18 protein-coding genes and 1 riboswitch are annotated in these 25722 nt (G+C 52.9%); of the genes, 9 read left to right on the plus strand and 9 right to left on the minus strand.

Annotated features, from left to right (window positions below; all coding sequences use genetic code 11):
• Positions 1–4 precede the first annotated feature (4 nt).
• Complete coding sequence (locus HOJ08_06135; protein MBT5673012.1) at positions 5–586, minus strand: hypothetical protein; 582 nt, start codon at positions 584–586, stop codon at positions 5–7.
• 175 nt (positions 587–761) lie between these two features.
• Entirely contained in the window at positions 762–1424 is a 663-nt protein-coding gene (locus tag HOJ08_06140; protein ID MBT5673013.1) for a response regulator transcription factor, read from the minus strand.
• Between the two features lie 437 nt (positions 1425–1861).
• On the opposite strand from HOJ08_06140, the gene HOJ08_06145 reads away from it, so the two are divergent.
• The gene (locus HOJ08_06145) at positions 1862–3817 is read left to right on the plus strand and encodes a methyl-accepting chemotaxis protein (GenBank protein ID MBT5673014.1); all 1956 of its coding nucleotides are present in this window, start codon (positions 1862–1864) and stop codon (positions 3815–3817) included.
• A gap of 134 nt (positions 3818–3951) precedes the next feature.
• Here HOJ08_06145 and HOJ08_06150 read toward each other — a convergent pair whose 3' ends face one another.
• Positions 3952–4929, minus strand: coding sequence for a hypothetical protein (locus HOJ08_06150; protein ID MBT5673015.1), 978 nt, complete (start codon positions 4927–4929; stop codon positions 3952–3954).
• 183 nt (positions 4930–5112) lie between these two features.
• Between HOJ08_06150 and ettA the strand changes: the two genes are divergently transcribed.
• Positions 5113–6798, plus strand: a complete 1686-nt coding sequence (gene ettA, locus HOJ08_06155; protein ID MBT5673016.1) for an energy-dependent translational throttle protein EttA — start codon at positions 5113–5115, stop codon at positions 6796–6798.
• Between the two features lie 22 nt (positions 6799–6820).
• Here ettA and HOJ08_06160 read toward each other — a convergent pair whose 3' ends face one another.
• Together HOJ08_06160 and HOJ08_06165 are read right to left on the minus strand one after the other, a co-directional pair.
• On the minus strand, positions 6821–7453 hold the full coding sequence (locus HOJ08_06160) for an ABC transporter substrate-binding protein (protein ID MBT5673017.1): 633 nt from the start codon (positions 7451–7453) through the stop codon (positions 6821–6823).
• Positions 7454–7525: 72 nt separating this feature from the next.
• On the minus strand, positions 7526–8359 hold the full coding sequence (locus HOJ08_06165) for a VacJ family lipoprotein (protein MBT5673018.1): 834 nt from the start codon (positions 8357–8359) through the stop codon (positions 7526–7528).
• 455 nt (positions 8360–8814) lie between these two features.
• Here HOJ08_06165 and HOJ08_06170 point away from each other — a divergent pair, with 455 nt between their 5' ends.
• Genes HOJ08_06170 through metH form a run of 3 tightly spaced genes read left to right on the plus strand, consistent with a single transcriptional unit; the run spans position 8815 to position 14386 of the window.
• Positions 8815–9765: a metalloregulator ArsR/SmtB family transcription factor gene (locus HOJ08_06170; protein ID MBT5673019.1), complete on the plus strand. Its 951-nt coding sequence runs from the start codon at positions 8815–8817 to the stop codon at positions 9763–9765.
• Positions 9765–10670 carry a methylenetetrahydrofolate reductase gene (gene metF, locus HOJ08_06175; protein ID MBT5673020.1) on the plus strand — a complete coding sequence of 302 codons (906 nt, stop codon included), beginning with the start codon at positions 9765–9767 and terminating at the stop codon, positions 10668–10670. The genes HOJ08_06170 and metF overlap by 1 nt, the downstream gene beginning before the upstream one ends.
• Complete coding sequence (gene metH, locus HOJ08_06180; protein MBT5673021.1) at positions 10670–14386, plus strand: methionine synthase; 3717 nt, start codon at positions 10670–10672, stop codon at positions 14384–14386. Before metF ends, metH begins: the two co-directional genes overlap by 1 nt.
• A 10-nt stretch (positions 14387–14396) precedes the next feature.
• Here the strand turns inward: metH and HOJ08_06185 are convergent, their stop codons facing one another.
• Together HOJ08_06185 and thiC are read right to left on the minus strand one after the other, a co-directional pair.
• Positions 14397–14897 carry an N-acetyltransferase gene (locus HOJ08_06185; protein ID MBT5673022.1) on the minus strand — a complete coding sequence of 167 codons (501 nt, stop codon included), beginning with the start codon at positions 14895–14897 and terminating at the stop codon, positions 14397–14399.
• A 70-nt stretch (positions 14898–14967) separates the two neighbouring features.
• The gene (gene thiC / locus HOJ08_06190) at positions 14968–16812 is read right to left on the minus strand and encodes a phosphomethylpyrimidine synthase ThiC (protein MBT5673023.1); all 1845 of its coding nucleotides are present in this window, start codon (positions 16810–16812) and stop codon (positions 14968–14970) included.
• Between the two features lie 147 nt (positions 16813–16959).
• A riboswitch (TPP riboswitch) is annotated at positions 16960–17107 on the minus strand.
• 374 nt (positions 17108–17481) lie between these two features.
• Here thiC and HOJ08_06195 point away from each other — a divergent pair.
• From HOJ08_06195 to HOJ08_06205, 3 genes are read left to right on the plus strand one after another with little or no spacing between them, the layout of a single operon-like run.
• The gene (locus HOJ08_06195; GenBank protein ID MBT5673024.1) at positions 17482–19269 is read left to right on the plus strand and encodes a chloride channel protein; all 1788 of its coding nucleotides are present in this window, start codon (positions 17482–17484) and stop codon (positions 19267–19269) included.
• A gap of 47 nt (positions 19270–19316) precedes the next feature.
• A complete protein-coding gene (locus tag HOJ08_06200; protein ID MBT5673025.1) occupies positions 19317–21659 on the plus strand; it encodes a UvrD-helicase domain-containing protein in 2343 nt (780 codons plus the stop codon).
• 28 nt (positions 21660–21687) lie between these two features.
• A complete protein-coding gene (locus HOJ08_06205; protein MBT5673026.1) occupies positions 21688–22584 on the plus strand; it encodes a methyltransferase in 897 nt (298 codons plus the stop codon).
• A 13-nt stretch (positions 22585–22597) separates the two neighbouring features.
• On the opposite strand, the gene HOJ08_06210 is transcribed toward HOJ08_06205, so the two are convergent.
• Complete coding sequence (locus HOJ08_06210; GenBank protein MBT5673027.1) at positions 22598–22846, minus strand: hypothetical protein; 249 nt, start codon at positions 22844–22846, stop codon at positions 22598–22600.
• A 626-nt stretch (positions 22847–23472) separates the two neighbouring features.
• Positions 23473–23742, minus strand: coding sequence for a hypothetical protein (locus HOJ08_06215; GenBank protein ID MBT5673028.1), 270 nt, complete (start codon positions 23740–23742; stop codon positions 23473–23475).
• A gap of 150 nt (positions 23743–23892) precedes the next feature.
• On the opposite strand from HOJ08_06215, the gene HOJ08_06220 reads away from it, so the two are divergent.
• Complete coding sequence (locus tag HOJ08_06220; GenBank protein MBT5673029.1) at positions 23893–25719, plus strand: aminopeptidase P family protein; 1827 nt, start codon at positions 23893–23895, stop codon at positions 25717–25719.
• Positions 25720–25722: the final 3 nt, after the last annotated feature.

The following is a 25722-nucleotide window of genomic DNA, read 5'->3' on the forward strand; positions in this document are numbered from 1 at the left end:
AGGGCTATAGCGCGCCTTTCAAGCGGGAGGTTCGAGCCTTCATGAGCGGGGTTAGACGCTCAGCAATGGTGGCGACATCTTGCTGAAGTATCTCAAGAGGCTGGGGGTTGTCGTCGGTGATGGGCTCAACACAAAAGGTGGTGTCAGCATTGTCGTCATCGCTGAAGGTCAGGACGACCCGCCAGCGAGCGTTGATGATATCCCTGTGGAAAAGGTCTTCCAGGCATTCCCCTAAAATTCGGATGTGGATCAACGAATCGGTATAGAACCAAACCCTGGGCAATTTCCACAACTGGCCATTGGTGTGGGCGTGTCCTTCGCAGGACCAGCAGGGATCAAACACGGAATAGCTTTTTAATTCAAAGACCAGCGGTGCGATTTTTGGCTCAATGGGATAATTCTCAGGGTCGCTCGACAGCATCTCGCCAACATCAGGGCAGTATCTTGAACATGTATTCGGGTTGGCCTTGGGGCAATTCGCGGCACAGGGGATCGTCTGCTGCCCGCAGCCTTCGGCCAGGGCATCCAGTTCAGCACGAAAACTTGCAATCCGATCAGGGCTGCAATCGCGTTTCTCGATCTTCATAACCCGCCTTAATGGTCCAACAAAGACACGTCAAATTAAGCTGCCATGTTTAGCAGCAGGCGAAACAAGGGTTGCATTGAAATTCTTAAATTTAGATAAATTGGTGTTTGCTAACCAGGTTTAGCCCGCCAAGTGGGGCCAGAAGGCAGGGGGGCTTTGCCATTCGAAGGTGTGATTATCCGGCTTTGGCCTGTTCGAACTTGTGTGCAAGAAGGGCGGCCTCGGTACGGTTGTTAACCTTGAGCAGCTTTAAAATGGTGGAAACATGGATTTGTACGGTGCGCGGCGATATCTCCAGGGCCTTGGCGATGTCGGCATTGCGTTTCCCTGTGGCGACCAATTCCAGAACCTGGCGCTGGCGGGATGTCAAAACCCCCAGGGGGCTACTGTCGTCTTCATAGATGTAGCTGGTTTGGGTTTCCTGCAATATTCCAGGTTCTGGTGTATCTGCCAGTCCTGCGGGTAGCCAAATTTCACCAGACAGGACGCGTTCAATGGCAATGTCCAGGGCCGCCCGTGGGGATGATTTGAGAAATAGCCCCGCCGCCCCTGATTCAATGGCGCGCAATGCCCAACGCCGGGAATCTGTGGCCGTCATGACAATAATGGGGACCGTGGGAGCGGTCTGGCGCAGGCGTTTCAATTCACCCAAAGGTTCAATTTCAGGGATGGAGAAATCAAACAGGCAAAGATCAAAGGATGTTTTGGAGGCAAGGGCCTGTAGGGCCATGTCCAGATTTTCAATTTCTGTGATTTTAGAGCGAGGATTTATATCTAGAAGGTGGCTGGCAAGCCCGGCTCGCGTTGCCCAATGGGCATCGACAATCAAGATATTCATGAGCCCGCATTTCCTCTGGCTGGCAGATGCGGCCCTATAGTGTTTGCCGACATATCCCAATTCTTACTGTTTAATTTACCATAAATACAGAGCCACTCTTAGGGGAGTTCGGCATAAAAGTCTAGTAGGTTTGGCCCAGAACATAACCTTGAAGGCCTGAATAACAGCCAGAATATTTCTCCGGTGTTGCGAATAATTATGAGTCATTTCGAAATTAAACCTTTTGTTTACCGGTTTACCTTAAAAACAAGATTGGATTTTAGACAAAGTAGATACGAAATTTGCGTAACACTAGCCTGCCAGCGAAATGCCACTCATTCGCATAACGCTATTAAATGAATGCAAAGGTCAAAAAATGCAGAGGCTGGGGGACAGCCTTGATTTTACCTTTGGAGACCCATAGGGCCCCTAAAAGGCCCACTAGGAAGGAAAAAATAATGTTTTCGGCACTTAAAAAGAAAGTTGGCCCCTCTGAGGTCAGCACTTCAGGAGAATTGGAGACCGCGGCATTCCGCCAGATGGTCGATCAAATGCCCATCAATGTGATGACGTGTGATCTCGTGGAATTCAAGATCAACTATGTGAACCAATCAACCTTGGACACAGCGAAAACACTGGAAGCCGTTCTTCCCGTCAAGGCTGATCAACTGGTTGGAACCTGTGTTGATATTTTCCACAAAAACCCGGCCCATCAGCGCAAGCTGCTGTCTGATCCCGCCAATCTGCCCCATAAAGCGCAGATCACTGTGGCAGATGAAATTCTGGATCTTTTGGTCACAGCTATTTATGACGCTTCGGGCAAATATATTGGCCCCATGCTCACCTGGTCCATTGTTACCGAACAGGTGAAGGCCGATTTTGAAACGTCTCGTCTTTTGAACATGATTGAGCAGATGCCCATGAATGTCATGACGGCTGATCTTGAAACCTTCAAGATAGATTATGCCAACCAGGCGACACTGGATACGATCAAGACCCTGGAACATGTCATGCCGGTCAAGACCGATGAATTGGTTGGCACCTGTATTGATATCTTCCACAAGGACCCGGCCCATCAGCGTCGTCTGTTGGCCGATCCTGCTAATTTGCCCCATCAGACGATTATCGAATTTGCCGGAGAATATTTGGACCTGACGGTCACGGCGATCACCGATAAGTCAGGCAAATACCTTGGGCCGATGCTCAGCTGGGATATTGTCACAGCCAAGATCAAGTCCGAAGCTGATACCAAGCGCCTGTTGAGCATGGTTGATCAGATGCCGATCAATGTGATGACCCTGGATCCAGAAGACTTCACCATTAACTACCTGAACCAGACTTCTAAAAATACGCTCAAGCAGGTTGAAAGCCTGTTGCCGTGTAGTGCGGAAGAAGTTGCAGGCAAATGTGTGGATATCTTCCATAAAAATCCTGCCCATCAGCGTCAGCTGCTTGGCAACCCTGATAACCTGCCCCATGAAGCCAATATCAAACTCGGCGATGAAACTCTGAAATTGGAAGTTTCAGCAGTCCGTGATGAAAGTGGCAAGTATCTTGGGCCGATGGTTTGTTGGGATGTGATCAGTGAACAGATCGGCATGGGCATTCGCGTTCGTGAAGTGACTGATGCAGTTGCTGCATCAGCGACCGAACTGAAATCCACTGCTGAATCCATGTCGGCAACGGCAGAAGAAACCAACCAGCAGGCTGGTGCTGTGGCGGCTGCCTCTGAACAGGCAACAACCAATGTCCAGACTGTGGCATCTTCTGCGGAAGAACTGTCCGCTTCGATCAACGAGATCGGGGAACAGGTCTCCCAGTCTGCCAACATTGCCCGCCAGGCAGTTGAAGAAACCCAAAAGACCAACGAAACGGTCCAGGGTCTCGCCGAAGCGGCACAAAAGATCGGTGAAGTTGTGAACCTCATCAACGATATTGCGGCTCAGACCAACTTGTTGGCCCTGAACGCAACCATCGAAGCGGCCCGTGCCGGTGATGCAGGTAAAGGCTTTGCGGTTGTGGCTTCTGAAGTCAAGAGCCTGGCCACCCAGACGGCCCAGGCGACTGAAGAAATCGCTGCTCAGATCAATTCAATGCAGACGGTAACCCAGGAAGCGGTCTCCGCCATTGGGGGCATTACCTCTACCATTGAACAGATCAATGAAATCGCTGGTGCCATTGCGGCGGCGGTTGAAGAGCAGGGTGCTGCAACGCAGGAAATTGCCCGCAACACCCAGGAAGCTTCGAAAGGCACCCAGGAGGTCTCCTCCAATATTGCTGGTGTTACCGAAGCCGCCCAGGAGACCGGAAAGGCATCAGAAGATCTTCTGAATGCTTCTTCGGAACTCGCCAAACAGGGCAACCAGCTTTCATCTGAAATTGATCAGTTCATGAGCAAAATTGGCGCTGCATAAGGCCGGTTTTACCCGCCCGAAGGTCAAACTTCGGGCGGGCAATTTCTCTACTGAATATCTGGTACATTCTGAATTATTATTTTTTTCCTTCTAAACCGGTCCGCAAATTTTGCGGGCCGGTTTCCTTTTGTGCCCTAGTCCAGATAACCGCATTCACGCCAATAGGCTTCAGCCGCATCATGCAGCGGCACATCCAGCGGCGTATCTGGGGCATCCCTGCACATGCGTGCTACCGGCAGCGCACCTTCGCCTTGCCAGGGGATAAGGTCCCGTCGGGCATCCAGGGCTTTGCAAATGGTGTGTACCAGATCATCGGGGGTTTTTTCCAAGACATAGATCGGCCAACCACTGAAATCAATGGTGAGAATATCGTGAGGTAATTTGGGATATAGGCTTTTGCTGATAATCCCACGGCGGTACCCAATGGCTTCTAGCTTCACAACGGTTTCTTCCCGAAGCGACAGGATGTTCATGCCTGCATCAATGGCATCTTCAACCCATTCCTGCACTGCCTCATCAAAGATGGCATCGGCCGTGCCGGCTTCAATGGCACCAAACCGGGGTTTTCCGGGGCGCACAGCATAATCGACATTGCCACCCCATGATTTGATGTCATCAATTGAAAAGCCGGCGGCGGCCAGAATGTGCTCGACCATTATGTGAATGCAATGGTTGGGTGGATCGCGCAGCAACATGCGCAGGGGATATTTTTTGGCACCAATATCTTCCAGATTAGTGATCCCTGAATCTGAATTAACGGCGAATACCAGTTGATCAAAAGACGGGATGACACCGATCATGCGAACGGGTTGGGGGGCCGTAAAAATGCCAGTCCCCCGATGGGCCATGGTTAAGATGGCGGCCGGATTAATCATGGAAAGGGTTGCCGTGCCATCAATGACCGCATTCAGGCCTTCCATTGTGCTGTTGCCAAACAGCGAAACGGGCCAGGTATTTGCATCTTTTTCACGTATCTGGATATTGACTTGGCGCATGGGCTGATCTTCGATCGCCACCATGCCAGCGGCCATTTCCAGAACCAGTTGGGCACGGATGGTTGATGCGCTGACCCAGTTTTCGCTCGCCTCTTTTGGTGATTTTTGTTCGCTCATGTTTCCCCCTGTATCCACCTGTAGCGGTGTTTCTATTTTTATAGGACCAGTTAACCATCCAGAGTAGCAAAGCACAGCTAATCTTTCTAAGGGGCGTTCTAGAAACACACTGAATTTTTGGTGGCAATATGCTATTTGGTGGCGACACCCTGTGACCCTCTAAATTAACGGTGCTAAATCAGTATGTTAGAAAATATAAAATACATCTACACCATGCAGAACATGACCAAGGCCTATCCAGGCCAGCGGGAAACTGTGAAGGATGTGACCCTGGCCTTTTTGCCGGGAGCAAAAATCGGGGTGCTTGGTACCAATGGTACTGGCAAGTCCACAGTTTTGCGGATCATGGCGGGGCTGGACACCGAATTTTCAGGTGAAGCCCGTGCAGCGGACGGTGCCAAGATCGGCTACCTGCCCCAAGAACCGGAACTGGACCCAGCCAAGGATGTGATCGGCAATGTCCTGGAGGGGCTTGGTGAAATCAAGGAAATCATGGATCGGTTTGAAGCCGTCAGTGCGCGCTTTGCCGAGGAAATGACCGATGATGAAATGACGGCCCTTTTGGCCGAACAGGGTGAATTGCAGGAAAAAATTGATGCCGCAGACGGCTGGGAACTGGAACGTCAGGTGGAAATCGCCATGGATGCGCTGCGCTGTCCGCCGTCTGATGGGGATGTGACAACCTTGTCCGGGGGGGAAAAGCGCAGGGTGGCACTTTGCCGGTTATTGCTAAGTCGCCCTGATCTTCTTCTTCTTGATGAACCGACCAACCATCTGGATGCAGAATCCGTTGCCTGGCTGGAACACTTCCTTGCTGATTATGAAGGCACGGTGGTTGCCGTGACCCATGACCGGTATTTTCTGGATAACGTGGCGGGGTGGATTTTGGAATTGGACCGGGGCCGTGCGATCCCGTTTGAAGGCAATTATTCTGCATGGTTGATAGCCAAGGAAAAGCGGCTTTCCCAAGAAGCCCGCGAAGATGCCGCTCAGGCCAAGGTCGTTGCCCGTGAACTGGAATGGATTCAGGCAAGTCCAGAGGCCCGTCGGACAAAGTCAAAGGCCCGGCTTGCTTCTTATGACCGCCTGGTAGCAGATGCAGAAACCCGGACCGTTGGGAATGCCCAGATTTTAATCCCGCCTGGCCCGCGTCTTGGGACTGTGGTGGTCGAAGCCAAAGGCTTGACCAAAGCCCATGGTGCAAAACTTTTAATTGATGGACTTGATTTTCAATTGCCCCCAGGGGGCATTGTTGGCGTTATCGGTCCCAATGGGGCTGGCAAAAGTACCTTGATGCAAATGATTACCGGTGCCCAAGAGCCCGATCAGGGCAGCTTGCGCCTTGGTGAAACAGTGAAGCTTGGCTTTGTGGATCAGTCTCGTGATTCGCTGGAGGATGGCAAAACCGTTTGGGAAGAAATTTCGGATGGCGAAGATGAAGTCATTCTTGGCAAACATCACATGCCGTCGCGTGCGTATGTTGGGGCATTTAATTTCAGGGGCCCCAACCAGCAGAAAAAAGTTGGCCAGTTATCGGGGGGTGAACGCAACAGGGTGCATTTGGCAAAGATGCTGAAATCTGGGGCCAATTTTATACTTCTTGATGAACCCACCAATGACCTGGACGTGGATACATTGCGGGCATTAGAAGAAGCCTTGCTGGATTTTCCCGGAAGCGCTGTTGTTGTCAGCCATGACCGGTGGTTTCTGGACCGGATTGCCACGCATATCTTGGCCTTTGAAGGCGACAGTCATGTGGAATGGTTTCAGGGCAATTACGCTGATTATGAAGCAGACCGTCATCGGCGCCTTGGCGCTGCCGCTGATCACCCCCATCGCATCAAATACAAGCCCCTCGCCCGGAATTGACCAGCTCGTTTACTGGGCCCGTTTATTGAGAGGGTGTTTCTGCTTCGAACCGGTTGGTGGCTTTGCGCAGGGCTTCGATGAGGCCCTGAACGCCTTTTCGGCGCTGATTGATGACTGATGCAAATTGTTTGCGATGGGTCAGTGGCATGCTGATGCCTTCAATTTTTAAATCCAATGCTTTGTATTCGCTGGTTTTTTTACGAATACGCATTTCCATGCTGATGGCCGGCCCTGAGACCTGATTGATGCGGCCATAGACGACGGTCAGGTCGTCATTTACCGGGACGACCCGAAGGACATCCACTGTTTGCCCACTGTATTTCTTGAACAACCCAGCATAATTATGGGCAACATAAATTTCATAGAGTTTGAGAAATTCGTTGAATTGTTTGTCGTTGGTTCGACGCCAATAAACGCCAAGAACGAACTTGGCGACTGCAGGGATATCAAAGGATCGTGTTAACAACTGGCGCAAGCGTATTACACGTTCGCCATCGCTGATCTTTCTTGAGGCCAGATCCTTGATAACGGTGTCGCTCAAATTCTGGACAAAATCTCTGGCACCACTGCGTGACTGTGCGACCGTTGGGGTTGCCAACATTAGCGCTACCGCAAGGACAGAAAAGAAGCGGGTGGCCCGATTGGGTCCGGCCATCCGGCTCAGTCCAGTAATTTGTGAGCATGCAAAATTCATCGCAAAACATCCCATCTGAAGGCTTTAGACGGCTTACTCTGCGCTTGCAGATTTGTTGTCGAGTTTATTGTTGCGCGGTTGGTATGAAATGCCAGGCACGGGTTGGGCAGAGGTTGGCGCCCCATTCAGGATTTCATTGGTCCGGCGTTGACGGTACAGGCTGCGAATAGCGGTGTAGTAATCAATCGAGGTCCGTTTCAGCTCGTCCAGGGTTTCCATATTTCGTGCCCGAAAATCGATCCCGGTGGTCATTGCCCGAGCCGTGATCCAGCCATCGGCATTTTCATTGCGTGCCCAGATGTTAACAGGATCTAGGAAATATTCGGTGACTAGACCAGCCGCATCGCGGGGATTGCTGGGGCCGAAAAATGGCAGAACCAGATACATCCCGTCGCTGACACCCCATTTGGCAAAGGTCTGCCCAAAATCTTCAGAATGGCGTTCCATGCCCATAGACGTGGCAGCATCGAAGACGCCTAGAATACCAACCGTGGTGTTGATCACAAACCGACCCGTGGTATTGCCCGCGCGGTCCATTTCACCTTGTAAAAGGTCGTTTGCCAAAACCACGGGAGAGCGCAAATTGGAAAGGAAATTGTTGACGCCCTTCTGGACAGGTTCGGGTAAAACTTCACGGTAAACGGTTGCCGCAGGTTTGAAGAACATGCCGTCAACCTGAAGGTTGAATTGGAACATTGCCCGGTTAAAGGGTTCCAATGGGTCGTTGTCATTTTCAAATTCAGCCCGCGCAGCTGGGTCACTTGGCGGGGTGGCACACCCCTGCAAAAGGAAGCCACCCATGACGATGGTCAAACCAGCCACAAACCGTGGCAGGGCACTTAACCCTAATGAAGAAAAAGCAAACATCATGTCTTTCCGATAAACGCGGCCCAAAATCGTGCCGTAGTTAACCATATAATAGATTGATCACCAAACAAGTTACACAAAAAAATACACGGGTCTTAGATAGTTACCCCAATTTTGGCAAGCATGGAAGGGGGCTTGAATTGAACCGCTATGATTGCTCCGTCATGTAAAGTTTTTCTTAAATTGGACGTAAAAATATGGCTTTTTAATTTTTTACGCATATCCAAAAATGCATCTAAATTATAGGTTTTGTTCTTTGCAGGGGGTCGTTATTTGGGGCAAAAAATCTGTGATTACCCCCAAATATTCGTCATTTTTTTACAATTTCTTCATACATAATAATATATTTATTAATATATACATATAGGATATGTTGCCGCATCCACACCGCCCCGCCGTTTTGGGGGGCAATTTACTGAGATGATGTGGGTTGCGCGCAAAGAATGGAAAACGTGATGGTTGGTTTTGATGAATTTCTGACAAGTCTTCGGGCAGCGGCTGAGCCGACCCGACTTCGGTTGCTGGTGCTGTGTGCCAGTGGCGAATTAACGGTGACGGAATTGACCCAGATTTTGGGCCAGAGCCAGCCGCGTGTTTCCAGACACCTCAAACTTTTGGTCGATGCGGGGCTTTTGGAACGATTCCGCGAAGGCACATGGGCTTTTTATCGTCTGGCGCGGGAAACAGACCGGGCTAAACTTGCCCGTAAAATTGTTGATATGTTGCCGATGGATGATCTCGCGTTTACCCGGGATATGGAGCGGTTTTCCGACATTCAGCAGGACCGGGCCAAAGAAGCCCAAGCTTATTTTAGTAAAAATGCTGCCCAGTGGGATGCATTACGTAAATTACATGCCGATGATTCAATGGTCGACGCCGCCGTGCTTAAAGTTTTGGGCGATGCCCCGATTGGGTCGTTCCTGGATATCGGGACCGGCACCGGGTGCATGCTGGAATTGCTGGGGCCGCGCGCAAAAGACGGGCTCGGCATTGATTTCTCAAGCGACATGTTAAACGTGGCCCGGGCCAATCTGGAACGTGCAAAGCTCGTTAATTGTCAGGTTCGTCATGGCGACATGTATGGCTTGTCCGCTGATGGCCGCCAGTTTGATCTGGTGACCATCCATCAGGTGTTGCATTACGCCGACCAGCCCGGGGTGGTCATCGCTGAGGCATCCAGGGTTCTTAAGCCCGGTGGCTCTCTGGTGATCATTGATTTTGCCCCCCACAGCGAAGAAACGCTGCGCATCGATCATGCCCACCGCCGTCTTGGGTTCAAAGATGACGAAGTTTCTGATTGGTGTGTTGCTGCGGGCCTTGAGCCTCAGGCCCCGGTCTCTCTTGCCGGAGAGCCCTTGACGGTAAAAATCTGGCTTTCCCAAAAGGCAGCGGGAGCAGGATCATGATGAGAGCACCATTTTTTGATGCAGGGGCCAGTGGAAATATCACGGGCGATATCGCGGTTTCATTCGAATTTTTTCCGCCAAAGACCGAAAAAATGGAAGCAGCCCTTTGGGATTCAATCGGGCGTTTGGCACCCCTTGGTCCCCGGTTTGTTTCCGTAACTTATGGTGCCGGGGGCACAACACGGGAACGCACCCATGCAACGGTGGTGCGCATTTTGAAAGAAACGGCACTCACCCCTGCGGCACATTTAACCTGCGTGGGCGCATCACGCGAAGAAGTATTAGAGGTGGCCCGTGAATATTGGGACGCCGGTGTGCGCCATATTGTGGCCCTTCGGGGTGATCCGCTTGATGGCGATCAAGCCTATGTTCCCCATGTGGGCGGGTTTGCCTATGCCGAAGAACTGGTTTCGGGGCTGAAAAGTGTTGGGGATTTCGATATTTCCGTTGCGGCTTATCCTGAATCGCATCCCACAGCAGTTAGCCCGGAAGCCGATATTGATAATTTAAAGCGCAAAATTGATGCCGGAGCCAACCGCGCCATTACCCAGTTTTTCTTCGATCCTGATACTTACTTTCGGTTTCTGGATCGCGTTCGCGCAGCAGGCATCAGCGTGCCGATTATCCCGGGCATCTTGCCGGTCACAAATTTTGCCCAAGTGCAGAAATTTTCAAAGATGTGTGGTGCATCAATACCCGATTGGATGGCGCAATTGTTTGAAGGCCTGGATGAAGATACCGAAACCCGCAAACTGGTGGCAGCGACGCTGGCGGCTGAACAATGCCGGGCACTGGCCGCAGGCGGGGTGCAGGAGTTTCATTTTTATACCCTGAACCGCGCTGATCTTGCCTATGCCATTTGTCACATTCTGGGGCTTCGACCCAGTGTTGGAGAGGGCGCGTAATGGATAACGACATTCGCGCGCGCCTTGAAGCGATCATGGCAGAGCGCATTTTAGTGCTCGATGGGGCCATGGGCACCATGATCCAGAACCGGAAATTGAACGAAGAGGATTTCTCTGGCGACCGTTTCAGGGACTGGACCTGTGATCTGAAGGGCAATAACGATCTTTTGAACCTGAGCCGCCCCGATATCATTGCCGATATCCACGAATCGTTTCTGGAAGCGGGCGCTGATCTGATTGAAACCAACACCTTCAATTCCACTACCATTTCCCAGGCCGATTATCGGACCCAGAATTTTGTCCATGAATTGAATGAACAGGGTGCCATTCTTGCGCGGTTTGCGGCAGATATATGGACCAAAAAAACCCCGGAAAAGCCCCGTTTTGTGGTCGGTGTGTTGGGGCCAACCAACCGCACGGCCACCATGTCTCCCGATGTGAATGATCCGGGCTTTCGCAACATTTCCTTTGATGATTTGGCCAAGGATTATCGCCTCGCCCTTGATGGGTTGTTGGCAGGCGGGGCCGACATCATCATGATCGAGACCTCGTTCGATACTTTGAATGCAAAGGCAGCGATATATGCCTTGATGGCGCGCGCCGATGAAACCGGTGAAATGCCGCCGGTGATGATATCGGGCACCATCACGGATGCATCCGGGCGCACGTTATCGGGCCAAACCCCCGAAGCCTTTTGGAATGCCGTTTCCCATGTGCGGCCCCTGTCGGTGGGGTTCAATTGTTCTTTGGGTGCAGAGGGCCTACGCGCCCATATCCATACCTTGTCGCGGGTGGCTGGGGTGCCCATTTCGGTTCATCCCAATGCGGGCCTGCCCAATGCCTTTGGCACCTATGATGAAACGCCAGAAATGATGGGATTCCAGATCGGCGGGTTTGCCCGTGATGGCATCATCAACATCGTTGGTGGGTGTTGTGGCACCACACCGGAACATATTCGCGAAATTGCCGATCAGGTTGACGGGGTAATCCCCCGTCCCGTCCCGGAAATAACGCCTGCGTGTCGTCTTTCAGGGATGGAGCCTCTGACAATTGGGGGCAACTCTTCTGAGGATGAAATTGGCAGTGGCGCCCTGTTTGTCAATATAGGTGAGCGCACCAATGTTGCGGGTTCTGCCCGGTTTGCCAAACTGATCCGCGAAGGCGATTTTGATGCGTCTTTGAAAATTGCCCGTGAACAGGTGAACAACGGCGCCCAGGTGATTGACGTCAACATGGATGACGCCATGCTGGATGCCGAAGAATGCATGGTGCGTTTTCTGCATTTGGTGGCAGCAGAACCAGACATTGCGCGGGTGCCGGTCATGGTGGATTCGTCGCGCTGGCCCGTGGTGATTGCCGGGCTTAAATGCCTGCAGGGAAAGGGCGTGGTGAATTCCATTAGCCTGAAAGAAGGCGAAGAAATTTTTATCAATCAAGCCCGCGAAGTTCGACGCTTCGGTGCCGCCGTGGTGGTCATGGCCTTTGATGAACAGGGCCAGGCCGATAGTCTGGAACGAAAAATCAACATCTGTGCCCGGGCCTACAAGATTTTGACCGAAACCGTCGATTTCCCGCCCGAAGACATCATCTTTGATCCCAATGTTTTTGCCGTCGCCACCGGGATCGAAGAACACAATAATTATGGCGTGGACTTTATCGAAGCCATCCGCACCATTAAGGCCGATTTACCCCATGCCCATATTTCGGGCGGGGTATCGAACCTGTCCTTTTCGTTCCGGGGTAATGATCCCGTTCGTGAAGCCATGCACGCGGTATTTTTGTATCACGCGGTGAAGGCAGGCATGGATATGGGCATCGTCAATGCGGGCCAATTGGCCATCTATGCCGATATTCAGCAAGATTTGCGCGAACGCGTCGAAGACGTGGTGCTCAATCGTCGCGAAGATTCCACCGACCGATTGCTGGAAGTGGCCGACCATGTGCGCGGCGAACGTAAGGAAAAAGTTGAAGACCTGTCGTGGCGCGAAGCCCCGGTGGGCGAACGGCTGACCCATGGATTGGTCAAGGGCATCACCGAATACATTGTCGAAGACACCGAAGAAGCCCGCCTTGAGGCCAATTTTTCCATTGAAGTGATCGAAGGCCCGTTGATGGATGGCATGAACGTGGTGGGCGATTTGTTTGGATCAGGCCAGATGTTTTTGCCCCAGGTGGTGAAATCTGCCCGGGTCATGAAACAGGCCGTGGCCCATTTGATCCCCTTTATCGAAGACGAAAAAGCGGCGGGCAAGCGTGGGCCGAAGGGCCGGGTGATCATGGCCACGGTTAAGGGCGATGTTCACGATATTGGCAAGAACATCGTTGGCGTTGTGTTGCAATGCAACAATTTCGAAGTCATCGATCTGGGCGTCATGGTGCCCTATGACACCATTTTGGAAGCCGCAGCCAAACACGAAGCCAATATGATCGGGCTTTCAGGTCTGATCACGCCGTCGTTGGAAGAAATGACCGTGATCGCTGCGGAAATGGAGCGCAGGAAATTAACCCTGCCGCTTTTGATCGGCGGGGCCACAACATCAAAGGTGCATACAGCTGTAAAAATTGCGCCCAATTATTCAGGGCCTGTGGTCCATGTTCTGGATGCATCGCGCGCCGTTGGGGTTGCCCAAAAACTGGTGTCTGATACCCAGGCCAGCGCTTTCGTAAAAGAAGTGGCCGATGATTATAACGATGTGCGGGTGGCGTTCGAATCCGGCGATGACACAGCCCGGCTGCACACTATTGAAGATGCCCGGGCCAATGGCGTTAAAATTGATTGGGATGGGTATGCGCCACCAACCCCGGCCCTGACCGGCATTCAGGCGTTTAACGATTATGATCTGGCCGAAATCGCAGAATTTATCGACTGGACGCCCTTTTTCCAAACCTGGGAACTGAAAGGCCGTTATCCGGCCATTTTAGAAGATGCCAAACAAGGTAAGGCCGCGCGCAGCCTGTTTGATGATGCGCAAGCAATGCTGAAAAAAATTATCGATGAACGGTGGCTGATTGCCCGGGGCGTGATCGGTTTGTGGCCGGCCAACGCCGTCGGCGATGATGTCGAACTCTATACCGATGATACCCGGAAAGCCGTTATGGAACCGGTGCATTTCCTGCGCCAGCAGATGAAAAAGACCCGGGGCCAAAATGTGTGCCTCGCTGATTTCGTGGCACCTAAGGAAACCGGGATAAAGGATTACATGGGTGGCTTTGCTGTTACGGCAGGGCTTGGCTGTGCGACGCGGGCCAAAGCGTTTGAGGCAGCGGGGGATGATTACCAATCAATCTTGTTGAAGGCGCTGGCCGATCGTTTGGCCGAAGCCTTTGCCGAACGCATGCATCAACGCCTGCGCGTTGAATACTGGGGTTATGGCGCACAAGAAGCGCTGATGAATGATGATTTGATTGCCGAAAAATACGCAGGCCTTCGCCCTGCTCCGGGCTATCCCGCCTGCCCGGATCATTCGGAAAAGCCAGCCCTGTTCGAATTGTTATCAGCCCGCCAAAACACCGGCATGGCATTGACCGAAAGCTTCGCCATGCAGCCCGCCGCCAGCGTGTCTGGCTATTACATCGGCCACCCGGACGCGCGCTATTTTGGCCTAGGTAAAATCGGCCGCGACCAAGTCGAAGACTACGCAAACCGCCGTGATGTCAGCACCGAACAAGTTGAGCGCTGGCTGGCCTCCAATCTGGCCTATACACCGGGAAAATAAACCCGTCTTTTTAAATCCCGAATGCAGCAGGGTAGGTTACTTTCAGGTCTGACCCGGAAAGCGTGCCGGGGGTTAATTCAAGGGCCATCAGTGCCGGGCCTGAAAAAGGTGCATCAAGGCATCTTGCAAGATCAGCCGAAAACCCAAAGCGTGGATAGTACATTTCGTGGCCCAGCACGACGATCACGTTTATCTCTAAACTTCGGCATATTTCCAACCCTTCCTTGATCATGGCGGTGCCGATCCTCTTTTTCTGATGATCGGGGTGCACGGACATTGGCGCCAGCGCGGCGGCATTTTCAATGCCCTCAATGATCAGATCGGTGAACATCAGGTGGCCAATGACCCGGCCCGCATCATTCGTTGCCACCAGAGACAAGATCACGGAACCGTCTTCGCGCAAACGCTGGATTAATTGCGCTTCGTCCTTTTGTCCAAATGCTGCCGTGGTGACATTCTTAATGGCCAAATGATCGGCAGGCGTTTCAAGGCGGATAGTGACGGGCGGCATGACCTGATCCTTATAAAAAAAAGGCGGGGAATTTTTCCCCGCCCTTTTTAGATTTGTTTTAACTGCTTGGCTATTCGGCGGCAGGCAGGGTTTTGGCTTTTTTGTCGAAGACTTCTTTTTCCTGATAAACCTCTCCGCCGGTTTCCTTGAAGGCTTTGCTCATTTCTTCCATGCCGCTTTCGGCATATTCCCGCACTTCATGAGAAATTTTCATGGAGCAGAATTTAGGGCCACACATGGAACAGAAATGGGCAATCTTTGCGCCTTCGGCGGGCAGGGTTTGATCGTGGTAATCGATGGCCGTTTCCGGGTCCAGGGACAGGTTGAACTGATCGCGCCAGCGGAATTCAAACCGGGCCTTTGAAATGGCATCATCGCGGATTTGCGCACCGGGCATGCCTTTTGCCAGATCGGCGGCATGGGCGGCAATTTTATAGGTCACAACCCCCACCTTCACATCATCGCGATCAGGCAGGCCCAGATGTTCTTTGGGTGTCACGTAACACAGCATGGCTGTGCCGTACCAGCCGATCTGTGCGGCACCAATGGCCGATGTAATGTGATCATAGCCGGGCGCGATATCGGTGGTCAGCGGGCCAAGCGTATAGAACGGTGCTTCCGCGCAATGCTTCAGCTGTTCGTCCATGTTTTCCTTGATCTTGTGCATGGGCACATGGCCCGGGCCTTCGATCATCACCTGAACATCATGTTTCCAGGCAACTTTGGTCAGCTCACCCAAGGTGCGCAGTTCTGCGAACTGGGCTTCGTCATTGGCATCGGCAATTGAACCCGGCCGCAAGCCATCACCCAGAGAGAAGGACACGTCGTATTCCTTCATGATTTTGCAGATGTCTTCGAAATGATCATAAAGGAAGCTTTCCTTATGATGGGCCAGACACCATTTGGCCATGATAGAGCCACCGCGGGAAACAATCCCGGTCATGCGTTTGGCGGTCATGGGCACATAGGCAAGGCGAACACCGGCGTGAATGGTGAAGTAATCGACGCCTTGTTCACATTGTTCAATCAAGGTGTCGCGGAACACTTCCCAGGTCAGGTCTTCGGCAACGCCATCAACCTTTTCCAGCGCCTGATAGATGGGCACCGTGCCAATGGGCACAGGAGAGTTGCGAATGATCCATTCGCGGATGTTGTGGATGTTGGTGCCGGTGGAAAGATCCATCACCGTATCCCCACCCCAACGGATGGACCAGACCAGCTTGTCTACTTCTTCTGCGGCCGTGGACGTAATGGCGGAATTGCCAATATTGGCATTGATCTTCACAGAGAAGTTGCGCCCGATGATCATGGGTTCGGCTTCGGGGTGATTGATGTTGGCAGGAATGATGGCCCGTCCGGCGGCGATTTCATCGCGGACAAATTCCGGGGTGACCAGGGCGGGTAGGTTGGCCCCATAATTTTCACCACCCGATGGCGCATCGGCGCCAACTTTGCGACCAATGTTTTCGCGGATGGCGATGTATTCCATTTCCGCCGTCATAATGCCCGCACGGGCATACGCCAGCTGCGTTGGGGTTTGGCCCGGTTTGGCCTTAAGCGGGCGTTCAGGCTTTGACGGGAATTCGATAAAGGGGTCTTGTTTGGCTTCCGTGAACCCATTGTCTTCGGGGCGGCAAATGCGGCCTTCGTAGTCTTCGACATCGCCGCGGGCAATGATCCAGTCGCGGCGCAGGGCGGGCAGCCCTTTGCGGATATCAATGTCCATGGCAGGATCGGTATAGGGGCCAGATGGGTCATAGACCGCGACGGGGGGGTCTTCGGGGGCGTCCAGCTTAATTTCCCGCATGGCGACAGAGACGCCGGGGAAGCGATCGCTTTCGATATAAATTTTGTCAGATGCCGGTAGTGCCCCGGTGGTTACAGTGAAATCCTGTGGGTTTGTGCCGTCGGCCATGATCGCCTCCTTAAAGTGTTTTTTGTATCCAGACATACTGTATCTGGATTTTTACAGGGCTGATCCGGGGAAAACCGTGGGGCATTTGAAAGTGGCATTGAAGCCTTGAGGCGCGGATCAAAAATTGCCGCTAAATGGTTGCCGTTAGGCCTCGCCTCATTCCTTTCCTACGCCGGTACGATCCGGATCAGGTTCAAAGGGTTCTATCATCTTTAATGCCGTGAAAAAGCAGTTCTTTTTACGGCCCTGAGATGATGGTTCTCAGCCCCATGCAGGAGCACCCCCAGGAACAGGCCCATGGTGTGCGAACGCTTCTTAAAGGTCAAGGGTGGACTTGTTTGCGGCCGTAAAAAATGTTGAATAACATGGTAATTTTTGGCTGTTTTCGGGTTTTTTTAGGGGCTGTGGATAAACGGCGCCTTAAGGTTCTGGCGATCATGATGGGTCACGTAAAACGCCGGGGGGGCCGGCTATAAACTGATCATTTGGTTTAACGTTGGCGGATAATACCGTGGGCAATTTAAGCAGATCAAAGGCCATTCAAGATTTTTCCGAAAGCGCAATCGCTTTCCTGGAATCCCATGTTGCGGACAAGGCTCGTAAACAAGTTTTTGATTCATAAACGTTTTTGGCTTTAAGATGGGGAACCCTTATCAAAACCCCAAGAGCATGGCCAAACCAGCGCAGCATTTTCATGATGTCCTATCGTTTCTGAACACATTTGTCAGGAACCGCCAGTTTGTCTTGTTTGGATTGGGGATTGCCATTGGCGCGGTGGCGGCAGGGGCGGCCATTGCCTTTCGCGATTTGATCGGGCTGATCCAGTTCGTTGGTTTTGGTTTCTCATCAGAGCGTATGTATACCCAGGCCGCCCAATTGCCGTGGTGGCAGATCCTTTTGGTGCCAACCCTTGGCGGGTTGATGGTGGGCTTGCTGATCCATTTTTATATGCCTGATCGAAGGCCCCGGGGCGTGCCTGATGTGATGGAGGCAACGGCGCTTCATGGCGGGCGGTTGAACTTCAGGACAGGCATGGTTGCGGCCCTTGCATCAATGGTGTCCATTGGGAGCGGGGCATCCGTTGGCCGTGAAGGCCCGGTGGTTCATTTGGGCGCAACCCTGTCTGCATGGATTGCCCGCAGGTTGCATCTGTCGCGCCAGCTCCGGTTGACGCTGTTGGGGTGTGGGGCGGCATCGGCCATTGCGGCATCCTTTAACACGCCCATTGCCGGGGTGTTTTTTGCCCTTGAAGTGGTGGTCGGGCATTACGCCCTTTCTTCTTTTGCCCCTATTGTCATCGCCTCTGTGACCGGGACCATCATTTCCAGGCTTTACTACGGTAACTTTCCAGCCTTCACCATTCCCAATCAAACCATTGCATCGTTTCTGGAATTGCCAGCCTTTGCGCTTTTGGGCGTGGTGGCAGCCATCATTGCCACAGCCTTTATCAAGGCGACCATGGCGGCGCAAAATCAGGCGGCGCAATTGCCGGGTCCTGTCTGGATCAGGCCGGCGATGGCTGGATTGATATTGGGTGGTGTTGGGATTGCATTTCCCCATGTTTTGGGGGTGGGCTATGAAACCACCGATGCGGCTTTGTCCGTGAAATTTTCTTTGGCCATGATGATCGGATTGCTGATCTTGAAATGGGCCATGACAGTTTTATGTCTGGGTGCTGGCTTTTCTGGCGGCGTGTTCAGCCCGTCTTTGGTGATGGGGGCACTGGCCGGCGGTGCCTTTGGCATCATCGCAACGGCGGCGTTTCCGGAATTGTCATCGGGGCCTGGAACCTATGCCATTGTTGGGATGGGAGCGTTGGCGGGCGCGGTTCTGGGGGCGCCGATTTCAACCATTTTGATCATTTTCGAACTGACATCCAATTTCACCCTGACCATTGCTGTGATGGTGGGGGTGGTGGTGGCTTCGGTGATCACAGAACAGGCGGCAGGACATTCGTTCTTTACCCAGCAGTTGAAACGCCGGGGCATCAGCCTTGATAGTGGGCGGGAAACCGGGCTTTTGCGCTCCAGGCGGGTGGATGAGATCATGCGCGATGATTACGATGGGGTGCCCGAAGATATGTCCTTGCCGCAATTGCGCGCACGCCTGCAAAAGGTTTCGTACGGTGAACTCTTCATGATCAACGCAGATGGCGCCTTAAGTGGCACCATTACTTTGGCCGATCTATCCGAAGCGGCCTTTGAAACGTCATATGACGCGCATTTAAAGGCCGTGGATGTGGCGCGTGCCAACCCGCCGGTGCTGCCCATCAGCGCCAATCTGGAGGAAGCGCGACGCCTGCTGGATGACGCCCAGGAAAACCAGATTGCCGTCGTTGAAGACATGGAAAGCATGACGCTGGTTGGCTTCTTGCGGGAACGCGATGTCATGGCGGCCTACAATCAGGCCATGGAAGCCGCCCGGGCCGAAGAAAGAGGCGAAGTGTCGTCGGGATAGTGATTAGTCGTGGATTTGGGGCACCCTGATCGTGCTATAAGGGGTCGATGTCAGATCCCTTTGAATTTTCAGAAAACACGCCTGAAGCGCATCCTGAATCTGTGCCCGCATCTGGGCCAGAAGCGGAACCTAAAGCATCCGGCCCGGTGACCGGTGGTGCGATGGCGGCAGGGGACCCACCGTATCTTGCCATGTTGAACCCCGAACAACGCGAAGCCGCAGGCACGCTGGATGGTGCGGTTCTGGTTTTGGCCGGGGCGGGGACGGGCAAAACCCGTGTTCTGGTGACGCGTCTTACCCATATTCTGATGTCGCGCCGGGCCTTTCCGGGGCAAATTCTGGCGGTGACCTTTACCAACAAGGCCGCGCGGGAAATGATGGAGCGTGTGGGCAATTTGTTGGGGGGTGGTGCCGAGGGGTTGTGGCTGGGCACCTTTCATTCCATTTCCGCCCGGATATTGCGCGCCCATGCAGAAATGTTGGGCTTGAAATCTAACTTCACTATTCTGGATACCGATGATCAGCATCGCTTGTTGCGACAAGTCATGGAGGCGGAAAATGTTGATTATAAAAAATGGCCGCCCCGTGCGCTTAACGCCATTATTCAGCGCTGGAAAGATCGGGGCTTAACCCCGGATAAGGTCACCCCCAGCGAGGCCAGCGAATTTGCATCTGGCAAGGCCCTTAATCTTTACCGGCTTTATCAATCCCGGCTTAAAACCCTGAATGCATGTGATTTTGGCGACCTGCTGTTGCACAACCTGACCCTGTTTACCAAACACCCGGATGTGCTGGCTGATTACCAGCGCCGGTTCAAATATATTTTGGTGGACGAATACCAAGATACCAATGTTTCTCAGTATCTGTGGCTTCGCTTGCTGGCCCAGGGTGGCAGCAATGTGTGCTGTGTCGGGGATGATGACCAGAGCATCTATGGCTGGCGCGGGGCAGAGGTTGGCAACATTCTGCGCTTTGAAAAAGATTTTCCCGGTGCTCACATTGTTCGCCTGGAGCGCAACTACCGTTCAACGCCCCAGATTTTGGCCGCAGCCAGTGGCTTGATCGCCCATAACGAGGGCCGGTTGGGCAAGACGCTGTGGACCGAAGGCGATGATGGTGAAAAGGTCAGGGTAACCGGCGTTTGGGATGGCGATGCAGAGGCCCGGGATGTGGCCGAGACCATTGAGGCCATTCAGCGGGGCGGGACAAGCCTTAATGAAATTGCCGTTCTGGTGCGCACAGGGTCACAAACCCGTTCCTTTGAAGAACGGTTTATTACCTGTGCCATTCCCTACCGGGTTATCGGGGGGCCGCGTTTTTATGAACGCAAGGAAATCCGGGATGCCGTGGCTTATTTCCGTGTCATTGCCCAGCCCGATGATGATCTTGCCTTTGAACGCATTATCAACACGCCGCGCAGGGGCTTGGGCAACACCACCTTGCAGGTTGCCCATGTTCTGGCCCGGGCCGAAGGCACGTCTTTGGTGTCCGCCTGTGGCGCACTGATTGGCAGCGATGATATCAGGCCCCAGGCCCGTACGGCATTGGCCAGGGTGCTGGAAGATTTCTCCCGCTGGCGCGCCCAGGCCCAGAATATGAACCCGTCAGAATTGGCAGAAATTGTGCTCGACGAATCGGGCTATGCCGGAATGTGGCAAAACGACAAATCGGTAGAGGCGCCTGGTCGACTTGAAAACCTGAAGGAACTGGTTTCGGCATTGGAAGACTTTGAAAGCCTGGACAGTTTTCTAGAGCATGTTTCCCTTGTGATGGAGCACGAAGACAACACGGGCACGGACATGGTCAATATCATGACCCTGCACGGGGCAAAGGGGTTGGAATTTGATGTGGTTTTCTTACCCGGCTGGGAAGAAGGCCTGTTTCCCCATCAACGCGCCATGGATGAACAAGGCGCTGCGGGCCTGGAAGAAGAACGCCGCCTTGCCTATGTTGGGCTTACCCGGGCGCGAAAGCTTGCCTATATCAGTTTTGCGGCTAATCGGCGGCTTTATAACCAATGGAATTCGGCCATTCCGTCGCGATTTATCGAAGAACTACCCAAAGACCATGTGGAGGTGGATGTCTCCAAGGGGCTTTATGGGGGATCGCCTCCAGAGGAGCGCCAGAAAAAATATGGTGGTGGTGGCAGTGGTGGCAGTGCGCATGGGCAGGGCTATGGCGGCAAACGCCGTTCCAAGCCATCTTCAAAAAAGGAAGATGCGGGCTCAATGGTTGCTGCAACCCCCGATGGCTTGACCAAGGGCAGCCGGGTATTTCACCAAAAATTTGGCTACGGCCGGGTGCAGGGCGTTGAAGGCAACAAGCTTGATATTTCCTTTGATAAGGCCGGGCGCAAAAAGGTCATGGCCAGTTTTGTGAACCCTGCCTAAAGGCATTTAGACAATCGGAGTGTAACCCTTGGCTGAACAATCGCCTGCCTATTGGCGCATCTGGCTCGACACTGATGATGTGCTTGCCCCGGTTCTGGAGGCTGCCTTGGCTCCCCTTGGTCAGTCGGTTGCCCGGTTCGAGGAAAAAGATATCCCGGATGGCATGGCAAAGCGTTGGCGGATAGAAGCGATTGCGGATCAAGAGCCCGACATCGCAGAGGTGGCCCTTTGCCTTGCTGCTGCCGTCGGTCAGGCCCATGGGGATATGCCTGATTTTCATATTTCCAAAATGGATGATGTGGATTGGCTGGCCCTGAACCGGAGCCAATTCCCGCCCATCACCGCCGGGCGGTTTTTTATCCATGGCAGTTTCTTTGATGGCACACCGCCATCTGACAAACATGTGGTCAATCTAGATGTCGGCCCGGCCTTTGGTTCGGGCACCCATGAAACCACGCGGGGCTGCCTGTTGGCCCTTGATGAATTACTGAATGAACGGGCGTTTGATCATGCCCTTGATCTTGGCTGTGGGTCGGGCATTTTGGCGTTGTCATTTGCGCGCGCCACGGGCAAACCGGTCATGGCCAGCGACCTTGATCCTGTGGCGGCCGAAACAACAGCAAACAACGCCATAACCAACGGGCTGGCGCATTTGGTTGATGCGGTGGCTGCGTCTGGTGTGGCCGCTGATGGGGTGCAAAACAAGGCACCGTTTGATTTGATATTTGCCAACATATTGGCCGAACCGCTGATTGCGTTGGCCGGTGATATCGAAGCCCGGTTGGCCCCGGGGGGTGCTTTGATCCTGTCTGGGCTTTTGACCCGCCAGCAAGGCGATGTCATGAGCGCATACAGGGACGTTGGTCTTAAGCTTAGCCGTACCATCGTGCTCGGTGAATGGAGCACGATGATACTGGGCCGATAAGCGTAATCTTGGTTTAGCGGTCGAGGATGCCTGCTTTTTTGGCGGCATAGACTGCAATGCCCTGGCGGTCGATGCCAAGGTTGGAAAGCTGGCTATCATTGAGGGGCTCAAGGGTAGCAAACAGATCACGGGCATAAATGGCATAGGCCAGCGTGTTGGATTTTGGTGCGCTGAAGAACTTGATGAAACGGGAGATCAATTCGGCTTCTTTGCGAAAAGGAAGATCAGCGATGCCTGGGGCGAGGATTGAATGGTCGGTCATGGGTTCTAACTCCTGATAAATGGTTGCTTCAAAAAACCAACTCGCTACTGGGATGCAACGGACTGCTCCGTAATCATCCCCTGAAACTGCCGGTCTTTTATTAGTGTCGGCGGCTGGTCTGGCCTTGTGGGAAGTCTGAATGGGTTTCCCGGGTGCGACCGTCGTCGTTGGCGTGTTTATGCACCCAAACCACAAAAATGAGCAGCGCCCATTGGTAAACGGAGCCATGCACAATTAGCATGGCTTGTTCATATTTTGTTAAGCATTCGTCGTCGGATTGTTAACTTACCCTGCAAATACAACATGTTAAGACAACATTTCAGACATGCTTCCCACCTGATCCAGGCCTGAAGTGCCCATAAAAAGTTGCAAAAAGAAAGGCGACCATGGGGGGTCGCCTTATTTAGGGGTGTTAGGTGGCTGGGGGACTAACGCCAACTAACTGGGTAATCAGGGTATAACTTCAAACAATGGATATTCTCGTCACTATAATTAGTATTCTAACTAATTATATAGAGATTGTAAAGAAGCCATTTTTATGGCCTTTGCCATGCAAATCATACATGGCAGTTTATTAAACAATTACAGTGACTTATATAGTAATATCAGGTCAGGAATGGTTAGATTCAGCCCAGTTTGTTTTTATGGGCGATGATAAACAACCCAGCTGCTGCCGCTGAAACTCGGGAAAGGTCATCGCGTTCAATACCGAGTTCTGCAAGCTCTGCAGTGGTTCTGGCCGACAGGTTTTCAAAGAGTTCGGCCCCAAGGGCGGCTTCATCCAGAAGCTCAAGGGCATCCCCTGTTGCATGGGGAAGGCGTTCGGTAAAAAAGTTGATGATGTCAGTCATAAGCTTTGCTTCTTCTTCATAGGGCAGATGATTAATATCAGACATAATGGCATCTCCTGTTGTTTTCAGCTCCGCACGATTAACATGGGAATTATATCATCATGTTTAAAGGCTTTTGTATGACTTCGTGGGGTGGGGGGCTTGTGTTGGGTGGATCACGCCATTAGCTTCGGGTGATCAATCTACAGGTAATTCATGGCAAACACGTCAAACAACAAGACAGAATCGGGTGAGCGCTTAAGGCAGTTGCGCGCGCGAATGGCAAAGATGAAGCTGGATGGGTTTATTGTGCCCCGCAGCGATGCCCATCAGGGTGAATACGTGCCACCTTCAGAAGAACGCCTTATCTGGTTAACGGGCTTTAGCGGATCAGCCGGTTTGGCAGTGGTGTTGAAGGATAAGGCAGCCCTTTTTGTCGATGGGCGTTATGGGTTGCAGGCCCGCCATGAGGTCGATACCGGCCAGCTTTCAATTCACCAAACGGCCAAGCTTTCCCCCATGGCGTGGATTGCGGCCAATGCCAAACGGGGTGCGCGCATCGGGTTTGACCCGTGGTTGGTGACAGGCCGTGATTGGGCACGGTTTGGGGCGGGTGCAGAAAAGGCCGGTGCAAAATTGGTATCGGTCTCGGCAAATCCCATTGATGCCATTTGGACGGATCGCCCTCTACCACCGATGGGGCCAGTTAAGGTCTTTCCAAATAAATATTCTGGCAAAAGCGCCCGGGACAAGCGATCCCAAATCGCCGGTCCGATGGCTGCGGCAGGGATCGATGCGGCTGTGTTGAGCGCGCCTGAATCTATAGCATGGCTTTTAAATATTCGGGGCTCTGATGTTGATTTCGCACCTTTGGTTCTGGCGTTTGCGGTGATCACCCGTGATGGGCGTGTAACCTTGATTGTGAACAAGGAAAAAATTAGCGCTGGTGTGCGTCGCCATCTGGGCGAAGGCGTTACCATCGCCGCCCCGTCAAAATTTGGGGCCATTCTTGATCAATTGGGCAAGAAAAAGCGGGTGGTTTTGGCTGATAACGCTTCAACGCCTGCCTGGATATTGAACCGTTTAAAGCGCGCCGGGGCACAATTGCGCGATGGTGCTGATCCGTGTGTCGATCCAAAGGCCCGTAAAAACAAAACAGAACTAAAAGGCATCCGCGCTGCCCATATCCGCGATGGGGCGGCGCTTTGTCGGTTTCTGGCATGGTTTGCGAAGGCCGCCCCCCGTGGCGGGCAGACAGAAATGGCGGCAGCCAAAAAAGTGGATGGAACCCGCGCCGAAAACGACCTGTTTCAGGGGCTTTCCTTTCCAACCATATCGGCAGCGGGTCCCAATGGGGCCATCATCCATTACCGGGTGACAGAGGAAACCAACCGTTCGGTAAAATCCGGCGATGTGTTCTTGCTAGATTCCGGGGCGCAATATCTCGATGGCACCACCGATGTGACCCGGACCTTTTTGATTGGCCCAAGAGCCGGGCTTAAATCGGGTGTCGCCATCCGTGAACGGTTTACCCGCGTGCTCAAGGGCCATATCGGGTTGGCATCCGCCCGGTTTCCGGTGGGGACCACGGGGTCGCAATTGGATGTTCTGGCGCGGAAGGCATTGTGGGATGCGGGGCTGGATTATGATCACGGCACCGGACACGGCATTGGCCATTACCTGAGCGTTCACGAAGGGCCCCAGCGCATTTCTCAGGCGGGCAATTCGGTGGTTTTAGAACCGGGCATGTTGCTTTCCAATGAACCGGGTTTTTACCAGCAAGGGGAATTTGGCATTCGCACCGAAAGCCTTTTGGTGGTGCGAGATGCGGCCAAGGGCAAAGGCAAAGGGGTTCGGCCCATGCGATGTTTTGATGTGTTAACCCTGGCACCGATTGACCGGGCCTTGATTGATCGTAAATTACTAAGCGGTGAAGAACGCAATTGGCTTGATGCCTATCACGCCCGGGTGCGGCGCTTGATCACCCCTTTGGTGGACCCGAAAACCGCTGAATGGCTGAAACAGGCTACCAAAAAGATTTAAGCT

Source organism: Rhodospirillales bacterium (assembly GCA_018666775.1).
Taxonomy (GTDB): domain Bacteria; phylum Pseudomonadota; class Alphaproteobacteria; order SMXQ01; family SMXQ01; genus JABIXC01.